This window comes from Humibacter ginsenosidimutans, assembly GCF_007859675.1.
Classification (GTDB): Bacteria; Actinomycetota; Actinomycetes; order Actinomycetales; family Microbacteriaceae; genus Humibacter; species Humibacter ginsenosidimutans.
On the sequence record NZ_CP042305.1, the window covers coordinates 3,087,375 to 3,103,581 of the forward strand.

Genomic DNA, 16,207 nt, shown 5'->3' on the forward strand with positions numbered 1-16,207 from the left:
ACTCTGCGCGCCGCCGAGCCCGCTAGAGACCTTCACCGTTCGTTGGCCCGGTCCAGCTCGTCGACGATCTCGCTGAATCCACGTTGCCTGGCGAGCGTGCGGGGGAGCACGCCGTCTCCGTCGGCGATGGACTGGTCGGCGCCGGCTTTCAGGAGCAGCCGCACGACCTCCACGTGCTCGGCGTCGCCGTTGCCGAGCACGATGGCTTCGTGCAGCGCCGTCCATGACAGGTTGTTGACGTGGTTGACCGGGACCCCCGCGGCGATGAGCATGCGCACGGTGGGCACGTGAGCGTGCTCGCTCGCGGGGATGAGCGCCGTGCCGCCGTATCGATTGGTGCTGCGCACGTCGGCGCCGTGGGCGAGCGTGGCCCGCACGATCTCGTCCAGTCCCTCGGCGCCCGCATAGAGGAACGCGGAGTCCTGGATGTCGTCCTTGGCGTTCGGGTCGGCGCCGGCCTCGAGCAGCGTCGTCGCCACGTCTGATCGATTCGCCTTGGTCGCCTCCACCAGCGGCGTGCGTCCGAGCGGACCGCGCGCCTCGAGGTCGGCGCCGTCGGCGATGGCATCCTTGATCCCGACGAGGTCGGATGCCTCCACCGCCGTGAAGAGCGCGCGGGTCGCCGCGGAGGCGCCGGCCGGCGGAGCGAACGTCTGCATGGAAAGCTCCTGACTTGTAGTCGGCCGGGGTGTGCTGGGCGACGTGCCTCGCAGGTCGTCGGTTGCGACGGCGCTGCAGCCCGCCGTCATCGTGAGGGCGGCGCCGACCACGACCAGGGCTGCCGTCACGCGGACCGGCCGTCGTCCCGGCGGGCTGGGATGTCTCGATCGCCTCATCATTTCTGTATACCAAAATTGGCTGAGTCTCCCCGGAGGGATTCAGAGCCGGTGGAAGAATGAACGGATGAGCGCGGCATCCCAGTTCGAGCCCGAGGCGGTGCGCGTCACGGCGCGGCTGCGCGACGAGATCATCGACGGCGTCCGCCCTCCGGGGAGCAAGCTCGTCGAGCGCGAGATCGCCGAGGAGTTCGGCGTGAGCAGGGTGCCCGTGCGCGACGCGCTGAAGGCGCTCATCACGGAAGGGCTCGTCACGCCGCGGGTGCGTTCGTGGGCGGTGGTGCGGCGGTTCACGCCGAGTGACCTCGCCGACCTGTCGGAGGTGCGTTCGGCGCTCGAGATGCTCGCGTTCCGATTGGCCGCGGCTCGACACACTCGGGAGGGCTTGGCGGCGTTGCGGACCACGCTCGACGCTGAGCTCGCCGCCGCGTACGCCGGGGATGTCGTGGCAGCACACCGTGCCGGCGCGGACTTTCACGAGCGGGTCGTCGACCTCACGGGCAATGAGACGCTTCTCGAACTCGAGCGGGTCATGCGCAGCCGGCTGCGCTGGCTGATGGGACGCCATGCTGATCTGCTCAGGGTGGCGAAGGAGCACGAAGCGCTCTACGACGCGATCGCGGCGCGAGATGTCGACAAGGTCGTCGATCTCGTCGCGCGGCATCTCCAGACGTCGCACGAGCTGGCGACCGAAGTGGATGCGGCCGAAGCCGAGGCGGGTCGCTGAGCTGACTCCGTCGCACGGGCTCGAGTCAGCGCGGACGGTGTGAACCAGCAGCGAGCATCCCGCGTTTGGTATACCATTCACGTATGACGCTTCTGCTCAGCAATGTGCGCCCGTGGGGCGGCGCCGCCGTGGACATCCGAGTCGACGATGGTGTGATCGCGGAGATCGCCGAGGCGAACGGCGCGTCCGCCGTGCCCGCCGACGGCACCGAGCTGATCGACGGCGCCGGCTCGCTGGCGCTGCCCGGCTTCGTGAACACGCACGCGCACGTGGACAAGAGCTGGTGGGGAATGCCGTGGCAGCCCTACGGCGGCGAGGCGACGACGCAGGGCCGCATCGCTCACGAACGTTCCGAGCGCGACCGACTGGGCATCCCCGGAGTCGACCCGACACTCGCTGTGCTGCGCGAGTATCTGCGGCACGGCACGACGGCCGCGCGCAGCCACGTCGACGTCGACCTGGGCATCGGCTTGCGCGGCATCGAGGTGGTACGCGAGGCGGAGCGGATGCTCGGCGGCGCCGTGAAGATCGAGATCGTCGCCTTCCCGCAAGACGGTGTGATCCGGCGCCCGGGTGTCATGGAGCTGCTCGACAAGGCGGCCGCGTCGGGCGTCACCGCCATCGGCGGACTCGACCCCGCCGGCATCGACCGCGACCCGGTGGCGCAGCTCGACGGTCTGTTCGACATCGCGGAGCGGCACGGTGTCGGCATCGACATCCACTTGCACGACGCCGGTGACCTCGGCGTCTTCCAGATCGAGCTCATCATCGACCGCACGCTGCGCACGGGGCTGATCGGCAAGGTCAACGTGTCGCACGGCTTCGCGCTCGGCGAGATCGCCGGGCCGCGGCAGGAGGCGCTGCTCGACGGACTGGCCGAGGCGGGCATCTCGTGGTCGACCGTCGCGCCGGTGCGCACGGCGCCGCTGCCGTGGAAGGGGATGCGCGACCGCGGCGTGCGCATCGGGCTCGGAACCGACGGCATCCGCGACCTCTGGTCGCCGTTCGGCGATGGCGACATGCTGCGCATCGCCCTGCAGTTCGCGCGCGTGCACGGTCTGCGTTTCGACGACGACTTGCGATACGCCGTGGAGCTCGCGACGAAGGATGCCGCCGGCTACGTCGGCCGTGCCGTGCACGACCTCGAGGTGGGCGCCCCTGCCGACATCGTGCTCGTCGACGCCGAGAACGTGCAGGATGCCCTCGTGCGGGTTCCGCGCCGCGCGCTCGTCATCTCCGGCGGACGCGTCGTCGCCCGCGACGGCGACGTGCTGGTATAGCGCGTCCGCGTCCGCGTCCGCGCAGCGCCCAGCCGCTCGAGAAGTCAGAAAGTGCGGTCAGATCGTCGTTGAGACCGCATTTTCTGACCTTTCGAGTGGAGTCGGCCGCGAAGGAGTGCACCCGGGCGACGGATTGCTTGCCGGTAGACTCGGCGGCTGGAGGGCTGTCCGAGCGGCCGATGGAGCTGGTCTTGAAAACCAGTGGGCAGAAATGTCTCGTGGGTTCGAATCCCACGCCCTCCGCTCTGGATGATGGGCTACTCGCCTAGAAAACACTGGGCGAACGGCTCATCAGCGAGAGAGCAGATGACCTATCTGCCCACATTCTGCCCACATTCCTCGGAGCGCACGTGGCTGAGATTGAGCCTCTCCTTCGCGTCGGAACGACGCGAGCCGAGCGCACCGCGGCGCGCGAGGATGCACACCAAGCGCAGGTTCGTGAATCGTTCGCCAGCATCACGCAGAACAGCCCGTGGCGCGCGGAGGAACTCGAGCAGCAGCTCGTACGTGGAGAGTGGATCTTCTACTGGTCACCCGTCATCGACCAGATGAAGCGAGAGGGCCGTCTGGTCGAAGCGCTCGAGCTCGCTCTGGAGTGCGTCGACTGCGCCGAGCGGTCGCTGCGGATCGGGCCCAACGGGGACCCACCAAGAGGCTGGACCGAGAAAGCCGCGGTGATTGCGCGGAAGCTGAAGCGGTACGACTTCGAGGTAGAGATCATCGAACGCTACTTCGCGATAGTCGCCGATCCGAGCGCCTACGAAGGCCTGACCCACCGTCTGGGGGTCGCACGTCGATTGGCGGCGTCAGCGGTCGGCGATACCATCCGGCCATGAGCAACCGTCAACGCCTCGGCATCGCGATCCTCGCTCTAGGCGTGATCGTCGCCATCGCCGGCGTGATCGTCGGCTTCGTGCCTGTCACGAAGATTGGGGAGTCGTGCGGGACGGCGTTCAGTCCGTCCGGGCCCGACGGATTCTCCCTCTCAGCGGCCTACGTCGACACACTCTGCAAGCAGCAGGTCGCACCATTCATCGCGACCACGTGGACGCTGATCATCGCGGGTCTCGTCGCGATCGTCGCCGGGATCGCGCTCATCCTGGTCCAGCGGGCTCCCGCGATCGCGCATGCATGATCGGCCCGGTTGGCTTCACTTCACCGAGACACCCTCACACCAGGATCCTGCAGTCGGCGATCGTGGTCTGAGTGTTGCTGTCGTCGAGGATGGTGTGACGGTTGCTGTCGTGAAGGATGGTCGCCCGGTCGCGTGCACTATCGGGTGGGATGACTGGGACCTGCTCGTCAGGCACGTGGAGATGGGACGGTGACGGGGGTTCTACTTCTTCGGCCGGTCCCCGAAGACATAGCTGACAACACCTGTAGCGAGAGCGAGAGTGAATATCGAGATACCAGCGACGGCTTGCTTGTCGATCACGAGATAGATGCCCCCGAGGATGGCCACCAACAGGAGACCGGTTCCGAGGAACTGGCCCACACTCGCCCTTCGCTCGGATCCAGTCAGCAGACGTGCTTCCATCTCTCTTCGATGATCGCCTTGCTTCTCGAAACTCTCGAAGATGATTTTCGCGGCACCCGGGTAGATACGTTCATACTCGTTGAGATGCCGCCAGTGAGGCAGCTGTCCCGAATACTCTTCGTGGAACTCGATCCGCTGCGATTGGATCGCTTCCTGCTCTGTCTGTGGCCCGATCGGTGCCGAGTCTGCCGAAGACTCAGGTTCCTCGGGGGGTACTGGCTCGACGGCGCTATCCGACATTCTTGCGATAGGTCTCGATGGCATCGTTCAGGTCGCCTGATACGGCAGCCCAGTCGTTCGCGATGGCGCGCGCGTCGGCCTCGTCCGCTGTCGGGGCAAGGTTGTATTCGCGCTTCGTGTTCCCTGTCAGGTTGAAGATCGATGCCGCCCCACGGATGTAGTCACGTAGGGATGAATCGCTGACACGGCGAGTATCGAAGAGCAGAGTCATGAGCGTTGTCCTCCGCTTGTCATAACGTTTTTGTACCACGTCGTTATGCCCCAGGGTAACCCACCGCGCATGATGGGTTTGCTTGGAAAGGTCGTTTACTCCGCATGCTTGATGCCCCGAAGACGATTCATGTGGGTGTGGACGACTGGCTCGTGCTCGACACGTACGCTGATCCGCGTTTCCTGATCCACTACGGGCCGGCCGTCAACCGGGAGAGCGGGGAGACCCTGATGCGGTACCGGGTCGATCATTGGGTGCTCGAGCGGTCGCGTCGGTGGCCGCTCGGGTTCTACGAGACGCTGGGGGAAGCGCAGGATGCCGCCGTGGCGGAGATCCTGAAACCGTCGCCGACAGCACCAGGGACAGGGCAATACCCGGGCGGCTGACACGACGAAACCGCCCCCACCAGCCGTAAGGCCAGTGGGGGCGGTTCGGGTGTCTTGGAACGACTGTGCTCAGTCTACGGTTGGGTCAGCTGATGAATGTCCAGGAGGCGGTCGAGGTCGTCCCGGTGGGGGCGTAGTTCGCGGGTGCGGATGCGACCGCGGCAGGCACCCACTGGTACGTGTGACCACCATTCGACACGTACTCACCGGGTGCGAGGGCCATGCCGACCGTCCAGGGTGTGGATGCGGGTGCTTGTGCGGGCACCTTCACCCAGTGTGTGGATGTGGCCGGGTCGTCATTCGTGATCGTGCCGGGTCCAGGCCACCAGTACACGGCGCCTGCTTCGGTGACGGACGCGCCAGGCTGGTACACGGTGGATGCCGTGTAGGCGGTCGCAGCGGCAGTGTCCTGCTGGATTGCAGCCTGCATGGCGGCTTGCGCGGCAGCCTGAGACGAGGCGTATCCGGCGACGGTCGCACGCCGTGCCTGCTCCGCGTAGAGGTCTTGGATCACGGTCACCAGGTCAGCGTCCGTGAGGCCGGTCAGGTTCGTGGTGTCGAGCTGCATGATGGTCGCCTTTCTACGCGGCCGTGCCGGGAAGTGTCGTCGGCCACGGGTCGGCGGTCGTGTACTGGATCGGCGCCCGCACCACGGTCCCCGTGGACGGCCACCAATACACGGCACCCGCCTGGTACATCTGCACGGCACCGGTAGCCGCACCGGACGAACTGGTGGCCTGAAACATGCCGCCGTCGCCCTTCTCATCGATCTGGAAACCAGCCGGAATGAGGGTGCCCTGCAAGCCGGTCGCGGACGAGCTGATGTTCTGGATGCGTTGCCACACCATCGACCCGACACGACGCATCAGCCATCGGCCGCCCGACGCTATCGTCCACAGGCCCGGTGCGAGAGCGGAGATGTCCCGCCATCCGGTATCGCCGACGACGATCATCCACGATGTGGTCGTGGTCCCCGTGGACACCCACCTGACAGCCCCGCACGTGGCTGCCGTGTCCGTGTAGTAGATGCCAGCCGACGCCGGGGTGAGCACACCATACGGCGACCCAGTGCCGCGCAGCTCATACGCGGTCGGCGACCCGGCAGCACCTGCAGGACCCTGCGGACCGGTCGCCCCTGTGGCACCAGTCGGCCCAGTAGGACCTTGCGGGCCCGTAGATCCAGCAGGACCGGCAGGACCTTCCGGGCCGGTGTCGCCCTTCGCTGGCGGATTCGCCGCAAGGTACTCGTCGACGACCTCGGCCACGTTCTCCGCGGACAGCAGGTCCTGCACCTGTGCGAGAGTCGCCTCCCACGCTGTGAGAGACGCGGTAGACGGTTGCAGGGTGCGCGGATCCACCACCCAGTCACCAACCCCGGTGATCGTCAGATCCTCATCCGGGTACCCGGCGATCGTGAAACCGAAACCCGCCCACACCGGGATCGACACCTGCACACCCAGACCAGCCACCGAATCCGGCAACTCGGTGGACGCAGCACCCGTAGCGTCGGTGACCATGTCCCACGGGGTGTGCGACAGCGTCTTATCGCCGACCGTGAACGTGCCCACCACCTGCAACCGCACCCGCAACCCTGCACGCGGTGTGGCACCCGCCGCCGTGAAGTCCTCAGCAGAGATCGACAAAGACGCCATCAGGCATCCCCCTTCGGGAGTTGGTCTTTCGGGAGCGTGTCCTCGATCGCGCTGATGCGTGCGTGATCTTTCGTGAGCTTCTCCTGCATGGAGTCGAGACGCCCATGCAGGCCCTCCACGGACTGCTCGAGGCGGACTGTCGAGTCCTTGATGGATGACCCGTCGTTGCGGTGCGTCTCGTGGTAGATGCCGTCGAGCTGCGCGTTCTGCTTCACGATCGCGCTGTCCGTGCGTGCCATGAACGCCGGCAGATCAGCAAGGGAGTTGATCGTCTGCACGAACCGGGTGAGCGGCTTCCAAGCCTTCGCGATCATCCTGCCGCCGAAGTACAGGACGACGATGACCGCGGCAACCCAGATCAGTGCGGTGCCCCATGGGGTCGCACCGAACAGGCGATCGATCCACTCAAGTGGGTCCATGGTGCCCTCCTCAGGCAGGGAGGGGTTATGCGGCGTTGATCGTCGTGGACGTGTTCTGGTCGGTGCGGATCTGCACACCGAACTCGGTGCCGATGGCCTGCACGACGGCCATGACGATGACGAGGATGGTGGCACGGTCCCAGGTTCCCGTCCAGACAGGGATGAGAGCGGCGACGACCGCACCGGCCACAGCGACACTCGTCTTGCCTGCACCCTGCCAGCCCTTCGGGAGCAGCGGGATCAGGTAGGAGCCGACAGCGGCGAGCAGCAGTGCGACGTACTGCCAGACAGCCGTCCACGAGAACGGACCCACGAGGAGCGCCGACAGGGGTGTGACGGCCACGGACAGGAACAGGATCACCGCGGACGCGTACTTCTGCGCCGTCGACGGCAGGGAGATCGTGCCAGCGGACGCGCCGGACCCGTCCGATGCGGTGAGCACACCGGAGCCTGCCGGTGGCGTGGACGGGTCGATGATGGTCGCATCGGGCACCGTGCTGATGTTGGTGGTGTCGGTCATGCTGAAACTGCCTCTCCTGTGACGGTGAACTTGGTCGGGATGCTGATCTTCGCGACGGCCGCGGCGACGGCTGCTTCGAGGGCGTCCTGGTCGACGGTTGCGGTGGCGTTCACCGGGCCGACCCATTCGCCGCCCCGGTTGTAGTCCTTCACGGTGCCGTCCGCGTTGCGGGTGATCGACAGCTCGAGCACGTCGCTATAGGAGATGCCGGTGTGCGCGTAGTCGTAGATCGCGTCCTGACAGTCCGAGTGGTGGTACGCGTGAACGGGGATGCCTTCCGCGTTCGCGAGCACGTTCGCCTGCTGGTTCGTGCCCATGTGCTTGATGCGGCGCGGCGTGAACAGGAACACCGGCTGCCCGGGGTCGTCGAGGAACTTGATGAGTGCCATGGGGTTCTCCTTCATGACGGTGGAGGGTGTGCTGAAAGCGCCGACTGCGAACGCGTTCGCGTCCACACCGGTCAGGCCGCCGATCTGCGCGGATGACGTGTACTGGTGCGCGAGGACCAGGTTGGTCGGGTAGTTGCCGGGGTTGATGTTCGTCAGCGGGGAGCCGTTGTAGAACGCGATATGGGCTTTGATGCTCCGCGACTGGATCCCAGACCACGACCCGGCCTTCCACAGCGAATCCCGTGACCCGTACATCCACCGGTCCACACGCGCCGACCGCATGGTGTCGAAGTAGACGCACGCTTCCCCGTCCGACCATGACCTGCCGTAGTCGAGGGCCTCGTTGTCGAGCTCGTGCGCGACCACTGACCCGTGACGGTTCGCCAGCCAGAACTTCGCTGCCGCTTCCGGGTTCGTGCCGCCCGTGACGATGTAATCCACGATCGTCTTGAACCCGGCCTTCACCGCCGCATCCACGAAAGCGTGGTATCCGTTCATCATGTACGGCGCATTGCCCTCAAGGTTCATGCCGCCGAACTTCACCATCGCGACCCGGTAGCCGGCCTGGTACGCGGTGGCGAAATCGAAGCCGGGCTTGTTGTAGGAGTCGACGTCGAAACCGAACGCTGAAACCGTCACGAGGATCCCCTCCCGTCAGGCGTGCCGGTAGTGCACGGTCAGCGCCGTGACCTGCACCGTGCCGTCGGCAGGGAAACCGCCGCCCGTGCCGCCACCGGACTTGATCTGGAGCTTGAACGTGTCCCCGACCGCGAACCGTTGCGAGTAGTTGAAGTCCGCCTGCGTGTTCGTCGACGTGAACGCGGGACCCTCGAATCGTCGATCCGCGGTCCCGTTGTAGAAGATGTCGATGTACTGCCCGGTCACACCCGACGCGGACGCTTTACCGATCGATCCGACCAGCTCATACACGCCCGGGATCGTGCACGTGAACGTGATCCCATCCGACGTCGTGAACCCCGCCAGGGAACCCTTCGAAAGCGTGTCCCACTTGAAGTCCGCCGCGGTCGTCGTCCAACTGAACGATGCCGTCCGGTAGTAGGTGAAGAACGGCGGCGAGGTGAGGGCCACCGGCAGCCACGCGGTACCCGACCAGGCGTAGATGCCGTTATTCGCGGCAGTCGTGTCGGCGATGACCTCAGCGCGTGTGACCGGCACGTTCGCGGCACCGATCAGCGTCGTGTACGCCGTCATGTCCGCGTAGGTCGTGAACACCCATGCCGCCCAGTCCGGCGCCCAGATGATCGTCGGCGCGCCCGACGTTGGGACGCTGATCGTGGCGAGCCGGTGCGAACGCGCAGGTGCTGCCGGGAGCGCACCGCCAGTCGCCGCACCCTGCGTGTAGACGACGGCGATGCTGCGCGTCCCGGAACCGTCGCCCTCGTCCGTGTCCGAGATCACGACATCGAGACGGTCCTGACGTGCCGCAGCGCCTGCCGTGCCGATCGAGCCGGTCTGCGTCGAGTCGAAGCTGTACGTGTACGGGCCAGCGGCAGCGTTCGACTCCCCGTCGATGACGCCCGCGAACGGTGCCACCGACCACGAGTAGGGTCCCGACCCTGTGACCGACACGATGCTCGAGGGTGTTCCGACGCGGATGCCGGACTTCGCGCCAAGCGGTCGGGCTTTCGTACCGACCGCGACGAATGGGGCGACCGCGAGTTGCCGCAACTGCCGGGCACTCCACGCGGGAGCCGTACCCGTCCCATCAACGTTGAACGGCCAAGCTTGTGCGCCCATGTGCCCTCCTCGGGGGTATACGTGAATGTCGGTGGGAAGCGTTTAAATCGGAGGCATGTCCGATTCGGGGGAATCCAAGAGCCGCACCCTGCGACGCAATCTGATCGCCGGCGTGATCGTCGGGGCCGTTGTTCTCGGTGGTGCCGGTATCGGGATCGCTGCCGCGCAGAGCGGCGAGCGCACGTCAGGAGGAGACGAGCCTGTGAGCATCACGGAGACGGACACACCCACCGCAACGCCGTCAGACACTCCGAGCGTCGTCGCGACGACGCCTGCAACCGCGTCCGACCCTCAGCCGTCGGACACACCGACCGTGGCACCGAGCTCGGATGCGCCATCAGGGCCAACTCAGGCCAACGACTCTGGGCTGTCAGTGCCGGACAACGTGAACGACGTCGACGCGCACCAGGCGACCACGGGTGTTGGAGGGGACGCGCCATCGACTGCGCCTTCAGGGTCAGACTCGTCTGATCAAGGCGGCACGCCGGCGATTCCGCCGCCGTCGCCACATCCGGCGGCGTCGGGTTCTAACGGGTGAAGATCACCAGAACTTCGAAACCTGCCTGATTGTTGGCATCCGCCGACCACCCAGTGCCCGAGCGTGCTTGCGCTGCCACTTCGATATAGCCGCCGTTCAGGTTGTTGAACGCCGTGATGAGGCTCGGCGTCAACGTCGGGTAGTAGAGCGCGCCGGCGACAGACGCCGTGGTGACCTGCGTAAGCGCGCTCACCTCACCGCCGACAGCCCACACCCCAGTGGATGACGCGAGCGCGCGCAGGCAGCCGTAGAGCCAGTCGGTATTGCCTGTCGGCGGGTGACAGTACGCGGCGATCTGCGCGAAGGCAACGACGATCGCGTTGGTGTAACCATCGGGCACGTTGATCTTGGTGAGGGCGCCAGGGATGTCGTTGGAGGCGGTGACGCCGGATCCCGAGCCGACGGGCACCGTGAAGTTCTGGGCGCTGGCGAACCCTGACAAGGGTGCGCTGAGCGAGTTCGCGAGCGCCGATGCCGACTGCGTTGTCGCCCGCTGCTGATCGCGGATGCGACGCTGCTGGTCGTCATCCTGCGGCGGCATGTGGTCGAGGATGCTGCCAGCCATCTCACTCCTCCAAGTCGCCGCCGACGAGAACCGGCGTCAGGGTGCGCGTGTTGCCGAGCGTGAGTCTCATCCCGATCGCGCGCGCAGTGCCAGTGAAACCACGAGGGAACGATGGCGTGTTGATGTCGTATCCGACGTCATCACCCAGAACCCACCTCGAGCAGTAGCCCGGGGTCGCGTCCTGGTCTGCGGCGGCCGACATGGTCAGAGACCGGCTGCCGTTCTGCATGTTCGGGAGCGCGGCGGCGGCATAGTTGATGAGCGTATTCACGTCCGTGATCGACGACGACGGCGACCACCTGTACTCGAACGTCGGCCGCTCCGGATCCGCGGCGTACTCGACAGGCGACTGCAGCCGCGTCGCACCAATGCCTGACGCGTACGCCATGACCGAGTTCGCACCCTTCCCAGACCCGAACGACTGCACCCGCTGGAACTTCGTGCAGTTGCCTGGCATGTCGAACACAGCCTCCGGCGATGGCGACGCGGGCGTCCCGAGCCGATTCCCGACGTAGAGCACAGGATTGATGAGCTGGCCCTGCCACTCACCGCCGATCCACCACTCGGGGCCGTTCTCCCAGTTCATCGCATCCTGCAACGCCTGGTACACGGTCTTGTCATCGGAGTCGAGGTACGTGTGGTCACGGAGCATTCCCGCACCGCCGACGACCTGAACGCGCATCGGGACACCGCCTGCGGGGCCTGCCGCGACGCAGTTCGTGATCAGGTCGGTGACGAGAGCGTTCTGGTCAGTGGCAGCGTAGGTACGATCACCGGTGTACCGGGCATCCAGATAGCCGGGGAACGTGGCCAGGGTGAGAGTGACGACGTCGGTTTCGTCACGCTGGGACGTGACGATGTAGCCGCCCCAGATGATCAGCGGCACACCACCGGCGGGGTAGTCTTGGAGCAGCCAGTACGCTGTGGCGCCCTCGAGTGTTGCTCGCTCCCAATCAGGGTCCGCTGTCGGGATCGGGAGGGTGGCGTTCACCATCTCGTAGCGGCCGATCGTGTCCAGCACCTCATCGACGACGAGGTCGTTCAGGTCGCAGATCTGCTCACCGGTCGTCAGCCGTGTTGCCACCCACTGATACCCCATCAGGTCACCTCCATGCCGGTGTTGCGGTGACCGTCAGTTGTGCGCCTGCGTCGTAGCCGCTCGCAGCGAAGCTGAACGTGTTCGGGCCCGGTTCGAGCCCGAACCACTGCCGGGACGTGATGAACCGGGACCTCGACGCTTGTCCCTGCTCGAGCGCGGTGTGCTTCTCCATGTCGATGAGCAGGTATTCGCCTGCACCGAGCACGAGGGAGCTCGCGAACGTGAGTGTGAGCCCGGACCCGACGTGCGTGATCTGCGGCCCCGTGCACGGCCCGTCGATGCGGAGCATCACAGGACCCGTCTCGTTGCCCGGGTTGTCCATTTCGAGGTCACCAGAGGTCACCGCGGCCGGGATGATCAGACCGGCAGCCGGAACGACGAGCCCTGCGGTCGGGACTACGAGACCACCGGAGCTTGTCGGTAGCCCGGTCGTGCCGACCATGGGCGTGCCGAACTTCCGCGGATCCGTTGCCACGACCTGGAACGACGGTGCGGCGATGAACGAATTCATCTTCCCGGGGATCACACCGCCTTTGCGGCGCACGTTCACTGTGCGCGTGAACCCGGCCTCGGTGACCGTCATCGGCTGTTGTGCGAAGTCGACCGCCGACGACAGGTTCTCGATCGCCTGATTCAGGAGCGTCGCGGACGGCGCACGAAGCAGGAGCGTGACCGTCAGATACCGTTCCACCGAGAACGCGTCACCAGCCCATGCGCCACGCTGACGCGGCTTCTGCTGCACGTCGATCGTGGAGTCCGGTGAACCCCACCCGTCGAACCCGGTCAGCTTCCAGACCACACCGTCATCGTCTTGGGCACCGAACGTGAGGCCCCCGTACTGGATGCTCGTCGACGTGCCGGCCAGGAGCGCGGTCATGGGCCCACCTTCGAGTTCGTCTTCCGCATCACGTCCTGGTACAACTGCTCACCACTGTTCGAAGTCACGTACCAGTTGTGCACATGCTGGATGACGGGTGCCGGAGCGGCGACTGTCGGCGCCCCGCCCGCGAGCTGTATTGCCTTCCCTGCGATCTGGTCGGCGCCCGCATTCGCGTTGATCAGCTTCAGCAGGGGCCGGTTCCTGGCTGCTTGCCCGGCCATGTTCGACGTGACCTCTTCACCGTCAGCGAGACGGTACAGGCCCGCGAGGTCGTTGACGGCGTTCCCGCGTCCCGTGACCGTTCCGCCAGGTGCCATGCCGATCGTTCCGCCGGCTGCCTTTCCCGGTTTCCCGGCCGTGCCGCCAGTCGCCGACCCGAACCCGTAGTACCCGGCGACGGAGCCACCCAGCTTCACAGCCCTCTGATCCGAGAGGAGTGCCCGGATCGCGGCATCGTACGTGTTCACGTTCTGGATGGCGTCACCGAGCCCGGTCTGCGCGAAGGCTGTGGTGATGTTCGACGGGATCAGCCCGTACTTGTCGGCGAGCTGTTCCGCCTGGGTCTGGTTGTCACCCATCTGCTCCGCGGTCTTGATGAACGCATCTCGGGTCGTCTGCATGTTGCCCCGCAGCGTCTGCTCGGATGCGCCCTGCCTTGTCTGAGCGGCGATCAGAGACAGGCCCGAGTCGGCGATGGTGTCCAGGGCGGTCGCGTTCGCACGTCCCGACTCCGTGTTCTCGTCGAGAGTCCGACCGTTCTGCCGGATCGACTGTGAAGCCTGATCGAGAGCCTGCTGGTAGGTGATGTTCGCCCTGTCAGCGTTGCGGCTCGCCTGGCCGAAGCCCTCGATCGCGGTCGCGGCAGCATCCGTGTCGGTCGCCACCTGCTGCTGCGCCAGCGAGAGCCGGTTCTGTGCGTTCGCGAGCTTGTCCGTCGTGTCCGTCGCAGCCGGGTTCGCGTCCGTGATCTTCCCCGTCGCGATCGCGACGAGGTTGGCCTGCGTCGCCGCGTATCCCCACTGGGTGGCCTGCTGTGTCAGGGCGTCCTTGTAGTCGCCCATGTTGTTGATCGCACGCCACTGCTGGGTCGCGTTCAGGTCGTACTGGGCTGAGTACTTCTTGAATGAATCCACGGCGGCCGGGAGGTCGGTGCGTGCGACTGTCGCGAGCGAGTCACCGTACTTCTCGAGCATGTTGAGGACGTTGCCCGAGATCGACGCGCCACCGTCAAGGGTGCCGAGCCAGCTCGCGGCAGCCTTGTTCATGCCGCCCCATCCGTTCGCGGCGGACTCGAGAGCATCCGACATCTGCTTCGTTGTCGTCGTGCCGGTGTCGTTCCATGCGTTCACGGCCTTCATCGCGTCCGTGAAGCCGCCCGCGGCATCCGTGCCGGCGGTGATCGAGTTGACCAGATCGGCATCGGAGGCGACGGAATCTTCGACGGCCTGCTTCCACGCGTCCACAGCGGCGACACCGACACCGACTGCCGCGGTCACGACACCGAACCAGCCCGCGACGGAGCCGATGCTGGTGCCGAGCCGCGTCGCCGCCCCTGCGGAATCAACCTCGGCGGCCGTGAGCTGCCCGACAGCACCGGTCACTTTGTCGATGATGGATTCGACACCGTTGCCGAGCTTGAACGCCGCCCAGATCGCCAGCGCGGCGCCCGCCGTCGCGGTAAGCACCGGGACGGGGATAGCGGAGACGAACTGTGAGAACTGCTGCAGGATCGTGAGCACCGTCGAGCCGATCGGCGCGGTCGCCTCCACGATGTGCAGGAGCATGCTTCCGACATCACCGAGGGTGTTCACGACATGCGGCAGCTCCTGCTCCGCATACGTCACGAACCGTTGCAGACCACCGTTCTGTGACCACTGCAGAAGCCCGTTCGCGATGTCCTCGATCAGGACGCCGCCCTGCACGAACAGCGGGTTCATGACTCGGAAGACGTTGATGAGGGCCTGCACGCTGGACACCGACGTACGCCCAAGGATGGACGCGAACGTTCCGATCTCGGAGTTCAGGTCCGGCATCGCGTTGCCGATGTCGCCGATGATCTGCTGGAACGACGAGAGGAGTCCGGTCGCCGCGGTGTTACCGAGCGCGTTCAGGTCGCCCTTGAGAGCATTCAGACCGGATGACCATTCGTTGCCGGCCGCGGTGCCCTTCTTGATCTGATCGACGACGCCAACGATCGCGAGCGCACCAGCGGCGCCCATGCCTGCGAACGCGCCGCCGATACCCACCACCGCCGCGGAGAGTGGGCCGGCGAGTCCGACGAGCGCGACGACGGCCGCAACTATGAGCTGCATGTAGCCGAGGCTGCGCCCTGATGCGTCCGCGCTCTTCGCGGTCGCGGTCGCCTTCGTCTCCTCAGCGGCGGCTTCCTCGACAGCGGACGTGGCAGCCTTCTTCTGCGCCTCCACCAGGGCCGCCTCAGACGCAGTGGCTTTCGCGTTCGCCGTCTCCACACGGTTCAGCGCTTCCGTGAGCGCGAGCTCGGCAGCCATCAGCTGGGATGCCTTCGCGCGCCCGGATTCCTGCGCCTCCGTGAGCCGCTGCTGCGCGAGCTCGGCGCGCGCGTAAGCGGTGTCTGCGGCCTGGTTCGCTGCGGCCACCTTCGCTTCTGCGGCTGCGACTGTATCCGCTGAGGCGCCAACCTGGCGTGCGGACGTCTGCGCGGACACCCCCATGGCGGCGGCGGCAGCGTCGACGGCCGCCATCTCCTCCTGCGCATGAGACGTATTCGCATCGACCGTGATCGAAGGGGACACGGCACCGAGTTCGGCAGCCTGCGCCTTGACGATCTCGATCTTCGCGCGCCAGTCGTCAATGTCGAGGCCGAGCTTGCCCTCGATGGAGCCGACTGTGGTGGGGCCTTCGTTCGCCACGGCGCACCTGCCTATTCGTCGTTGGCCGGCGCGAACCGGCGGTAGATGCGGGTAGCGGGAGCGAACTGAGACGCGGGTGGTGTGAGTAGGCCTATGGCGAGGAACGCGAACCGCCGCCACGTGAACCCGTAATCGCGGGCGAGATGTTCTAGGTCGAGCCCGTACTTCTCCTGGAAGTCAGCGACCATGTCGCCCCACGCTTCGAAGAACATCGACCACGTCACGTCGACGGACGGTGTAGTCAGTTGCTTCAGCACTTCGGGGGGCGCTTCGTACCAC

The 16,207-nt window shown here is 66.1% G+C and carries 19 protein-coding genes and 1 tRNA gene; 6 read left to right on the plus strand and 14 right to left on the minus strand.

Annotation, left to right across the window (positions count from 1 at the left end; all coding sequences use genetic code 11):
* Window positions 1-32: 32 nt before the first annotated feature.
* Complete coding sequence (locus FPZ11_RS14210; RefSeq protein ID WP_246846276.1) at window positions 33-788, minus strand: ankyrin repeat domain-containing protein; 756 nt, start codon at window positions 786-788, stop codon at window positions 33-35.
* Window positions 789-903: 115 nt separating this feature from the next.
* On the opposite strand from FPZ11_RS14210, the gene FPZ11_RS14215 reads away from it, so the two are divergent.
* The 5 genes from FPZ11_RS14215 (at window position 904) to FPZ11_RS14235 (ending at window position 3,978) form a co-directional block, all read left to right on the plus strand.
* A complete protein-coding gene (locus tag FPZ11_RS14215) occupies window positions 904-1,563 on the plus strand; it encodes a GntR family transcriptional regulator (protein ID WP_146321794.1) in 660 nt (219 codons plus the stop codon).
* Window positions 1,564-1,646: 83 nt separating this feature from the next.
* Complete coding sequence (locus FPZ11_RS14220) at window positions 1,647-2,843, plus strand: amidohydrolase (protein ID WP_146321795.1); 1,197 nt, start codon at window positions 1,647-1,649, stop codon at window positions 2,841-2,843.
* Window positions 2,844-3,001: 158 nt separating this feature from the next.
* Window positions 3,002-3,086, plus strand: a tRNA-Ser gene (locus FPZ11_RS14225).
* A 107-nt stretch (window positions 3,087-3,193) separates the two neighbouring features.
* Window positions 3,194-3,679, plus strand: coding sequence for a hypothetical protein (locus tag FPZ11_RS14230; protein ID WP_146321796.1), 486 nt, complete (start codon window positions 3,194-3,196; stop codon window positions 3,677-3,679).
* Window positions 3,676-3,978, plus strand: coding sequence for a hypothetical protein (locus FPZ11_RS14235; protein WP_146321797.1), 303 nt, complete (start codon window positions 3,676-3,678; stop codon window positions 3,976-3,978). Before FPZ11_RS14230 ends, FPZ11_RS14235 begins: the two co-directional genes overlap by 4 nt.
* Before the next feature lie 34 nt (window positions 3,979-4,012).
* On the opposite strand, the gene FPZ11_RS19335 is transcribed toward FPZ11_RS14235, so the two are convergent.
* The 3 genes from FPZ11_RS19335 to FPZ11_RS14245 are packed head-to-tail and all read right to left on the minus strand — an operon-like array spanning window position 4,013 to window position 4,831.
* Window positions 4,013-4,153 carry a hypothetical protein gene (locus FPZ11_RS19335; protein ID WP_168203841.1) on the minus strand — a complete coding sequence of 47 codons (141 nt, stop codon included), beginning with the start codon at window positions 4,151-4,153 and terminating at the stop codon, window positions 4,013-4,015.
* 26 nt (window positions 4,154-4,179) lie between these two features.
* A complete protein-coding gene (locus FPZ11_RS14240; protein WP_168203842.1) occupies window positions 4,180-4,620 on the minus strand; it encodes a DUF2335 domain-containing protein in 441 nt (146 codons plus the stop codon).
* Window positions 4,610-4,831 carry a hypothetical protein gene (locus FPZ11_RS14245; protein ID WP_146321799.1) on the minus strand — a complete coding sequence of 74 codons (222 nt, stop codon included), beginning with the start codon at window positions 4,829-4,831 and terminating at the stop codon, window positions 4,610-4,612. Before FPZ11_RS14245 ends, FPZ11_RS14240 begins: the two co-directional genes overlap by 11 nt.
* 104 nt (window positions 4,832-4,935) lie before the next feature.
* Here FPZ11_RS14245 and FPZ11_RS14250 point away from each other — a divergent pair, with 104 nt between their 5' ends.
* Window positions 4,936-5,217, plus strand: coding sequence for a hypothetical protein (locus FPZ11_RS14250; protein WP_146321800.1), 282 nt, complete (start codon window positions 4,936-4,938; stop codon window positions 5,215-5,217).
* An 85-nt stretch (window positions 5,218-5,302) separates the two neighbouring features.
* Here FPZ11_RS14250 and FPZ11_RS14255 read toward each other — a convergent pair whose 3' ends face one another.
* From FPZ11_RS14255 to FPZ11_RS14300, 10 genes are all read right to left on the minus strand, one after another.
* Window positions 5,303-5,785: a hypothetical protein gene (locus FPZ11_RS14255; protein ID WP_146321801.1), complete on the minus strand. Its 483-nt coding sequence runs from the start codon at window positions 5,783-5,785 to the stop codon at window positions 5,303-5,305.
* A gap of 13 nt (window positions 5,786-5,798) precedes the next feature.
* Window positions 5,799-6,869 carry a collagen-like protein gene (locus FPZ11_RS14260; RefSeq protein ID WP_146321802.1) on the minus strand — a complete coding sequence of 357 codons (1,071 nt, stop codon included), beginning with the start codon at window positions 6,867-6,869 and terminating at the stop codon, window positions 5,799-5,801.
* Window positions 6,869-7,288 carry a hypothetical protein gene (locus FPZ11_RS14265; protein ID WP_146321803.1) on the minus strand — a complete coding sequence of 140 codons (420 nt, stop codon included), beginning with the start codon at window positions 7,286-7,288 and terminating at the stop codon, window positions 6,869-6,871. The genes FPZ11_RS14260 and FPZ11_RS14265 overlap by 1 nt, the downstream gene beginning before the upstream one ends.
* A gap of 25 nt (window positions 7,289-7,313) precedes the next feature.
* Window positions 7,314-7,808, minus strand: coding sequence for a hypothetical protein (locus tag FPZ11_RS14270; protein WP_146321804.1), 495 nt, complete (start codon window positions 7,806-7,808; stop codon window positions 7,314-7,316).
* On the minus strand, window positions 7,805-8,836 hold the full coding sequence (locus FPZ11_RS14275; protein ID WP_146321805.1) for a hypothetical protein: 1,032 nt from the start codon (window positions 8,834-8,836) through the stop codon (window positions 7,805-7,807). Before FPZ11_RS14275 ends, FPZ11_RS14270 begins: the two co-directional genes overlap by 4 nt.
* Window positions 8,837-8,851: 15 nt before the next feature.
* Window positions 8,852-9,955, minus strand: a complete 1,104-nt coding sequence (locus FPZ11_RS14280) for a hypothetical protein (RefSeq protein ID WP_146321806.1) — start codon at window positions 9,953-9,955, stop codon at window positions 8,852-8,854.
* 527 nt (window positions 9,956-10,482) lie between these two features.
* Entirely contained in the window at window positions 10,483-11,058 is a 576-nt protein-coding gene (locus tag FPZ11_RS14285; protein WP_146321807.1) for a hypothetical protein, read from the minus strand.
* 1 nt (window position 11,059) lies between these two features.
* Entirely contained in the window at window positions 11,060-12,157 is a 1,098-nt protein-coding gene (locus FPZ11_RS14290; protein WP_146321808.1) for a phage tail family protein, read from the minus strand.
* A gap of 4 nt (window positions 12,158-12,161) precedes the next feature.
* Window positions 12,162-13,034, minus strand: coding sequence for a phage distal tail protein (locus tag FPZ11_RS14295; protein WP_146321809.1), 873 nt, complete (start codon window positions 13,032-13,034; stop codon window positions 12,162-12,164).
* Window positions 13,031-16,048, minus strand: a complete 3,018-nt coding sequence (locus FPZ11_RS14300; protein ID WP_168203843.1) for a hypothetical protein — start codon at window positions 16,046-16,048, stop codon at window positions 13,031-13,033. The genes FPZ11_RS14295 and FPZ11_RS14300 overlap by 4 nt, the downstream gene beginning before the upstream one ends.
* Between the last annotated feature and the right edge of the window lie 159 nt (window positions 16,049-16,207).

Excerpts from the sequence above, each read along its gene's own strand:
- FPZ11_RS14215 (WP_146321794.1), top strand. The coding sequence starts at position 904 with ATGAGCGCGGCATCCCAGTTCGAGCCCGAGGCGGTGCGCGTCACGGCG.
- FPZ11_RS14220 (WP_146321795.1), top strand. The coding sequence starts at position 1,647 with ATGACGCTTCTGCTCAGCAATGTGCGCCCGTGGGGCGGCGCCGCCGTG.
- FPZ11_RS14235 (WP_146321797.1), top strand. The coding sequence starts at position 3,676 with ATGAGCAACCGTCAACGCCTCGGCATCGCGATCCTCGCTCTAGGCGTG.
- FPZ11_RS14240 (WP_168203842.1), bottom strand. The coding sequence starts at position 4,620 with ATGTCGGATAGCGCCGTCGAGCCAGTACCCCCCGAGGAACCTGAGTCT.
- FPZ11_RS14245 (WP_146321799.1), bottom strand. The coding sequence starts at position 4,831 with ATGACTCTGCTCTTCGATACTCGCCGTGTCAGCGATTCATCCCTACGT.
- FPZ11_RS14250 (WP_146321800.1), top strand. The coding sequence starts at position 4,936 with ATGCTTGATGCCCCGAAGACGATTCATGTGGGTGTGGACGACTGGCTC.
- FPZ11_RS14255 (WP_146321801.1), bottom strand. The coding sequence starts at position 5,785 with ATGCAGCTCGACACCACGAACCTGACCGGCCTCACGGACGCTGACCTG.
- FPZ11_RS14260 (WP_146321802.1), bottom strand. The coding sequence starts at position 6,869 with ATGGCGTCTTTGTCGATCTCTGCTGAGGACTTCACGGCGGCGGGTGCC.
- FPZ11_RS14265 (WP_146321803.1), bottom strand. The coding sequence starts at position 7,288 with ATGGACCCACTTGAGTGGATCGATCGCCTGTTCGGTGCGACCCCATGG.
- FPZ11_RS14270 (WP_146321804.1), bottom strand. The coding sequence starts at position 7,808 with ATGACCGACACCACCAACATCAGCACGGTGCCCGATGCGACCATCATC.
- FPZ11_RS14280 (WP_146321806.1), bottom strand. The coding sequence starts at position 9,955 with ATGGGCGCACAAGCTTGGCCGTTCAACGTTGATGGGACGGGTACGGCT.
- FPZ11_RS14285 (WP_146321807.1), bottom strand. The coding sequence starts at position 11,058 with ATGGCTGGCAGCATCCTCGACCACATGCCGCCGCAGGATGACGACCAG.
- FPZ11_RS14290 (WP_146321808.1), bottom strand. The coding sequence starts at position 12,157 with ATGGGGTATCAGTGGGTGGCAACACGGCTGACGACCGGTGAGCAGATC.
- FPZ11_RS14295 (WP_146321809.1), bottom strand. The coding sequence starts at position 13,034 with ATGACCGCGCTCCTGGCCGGCACGTCGACGAGCATCCAGTACGGGGGC.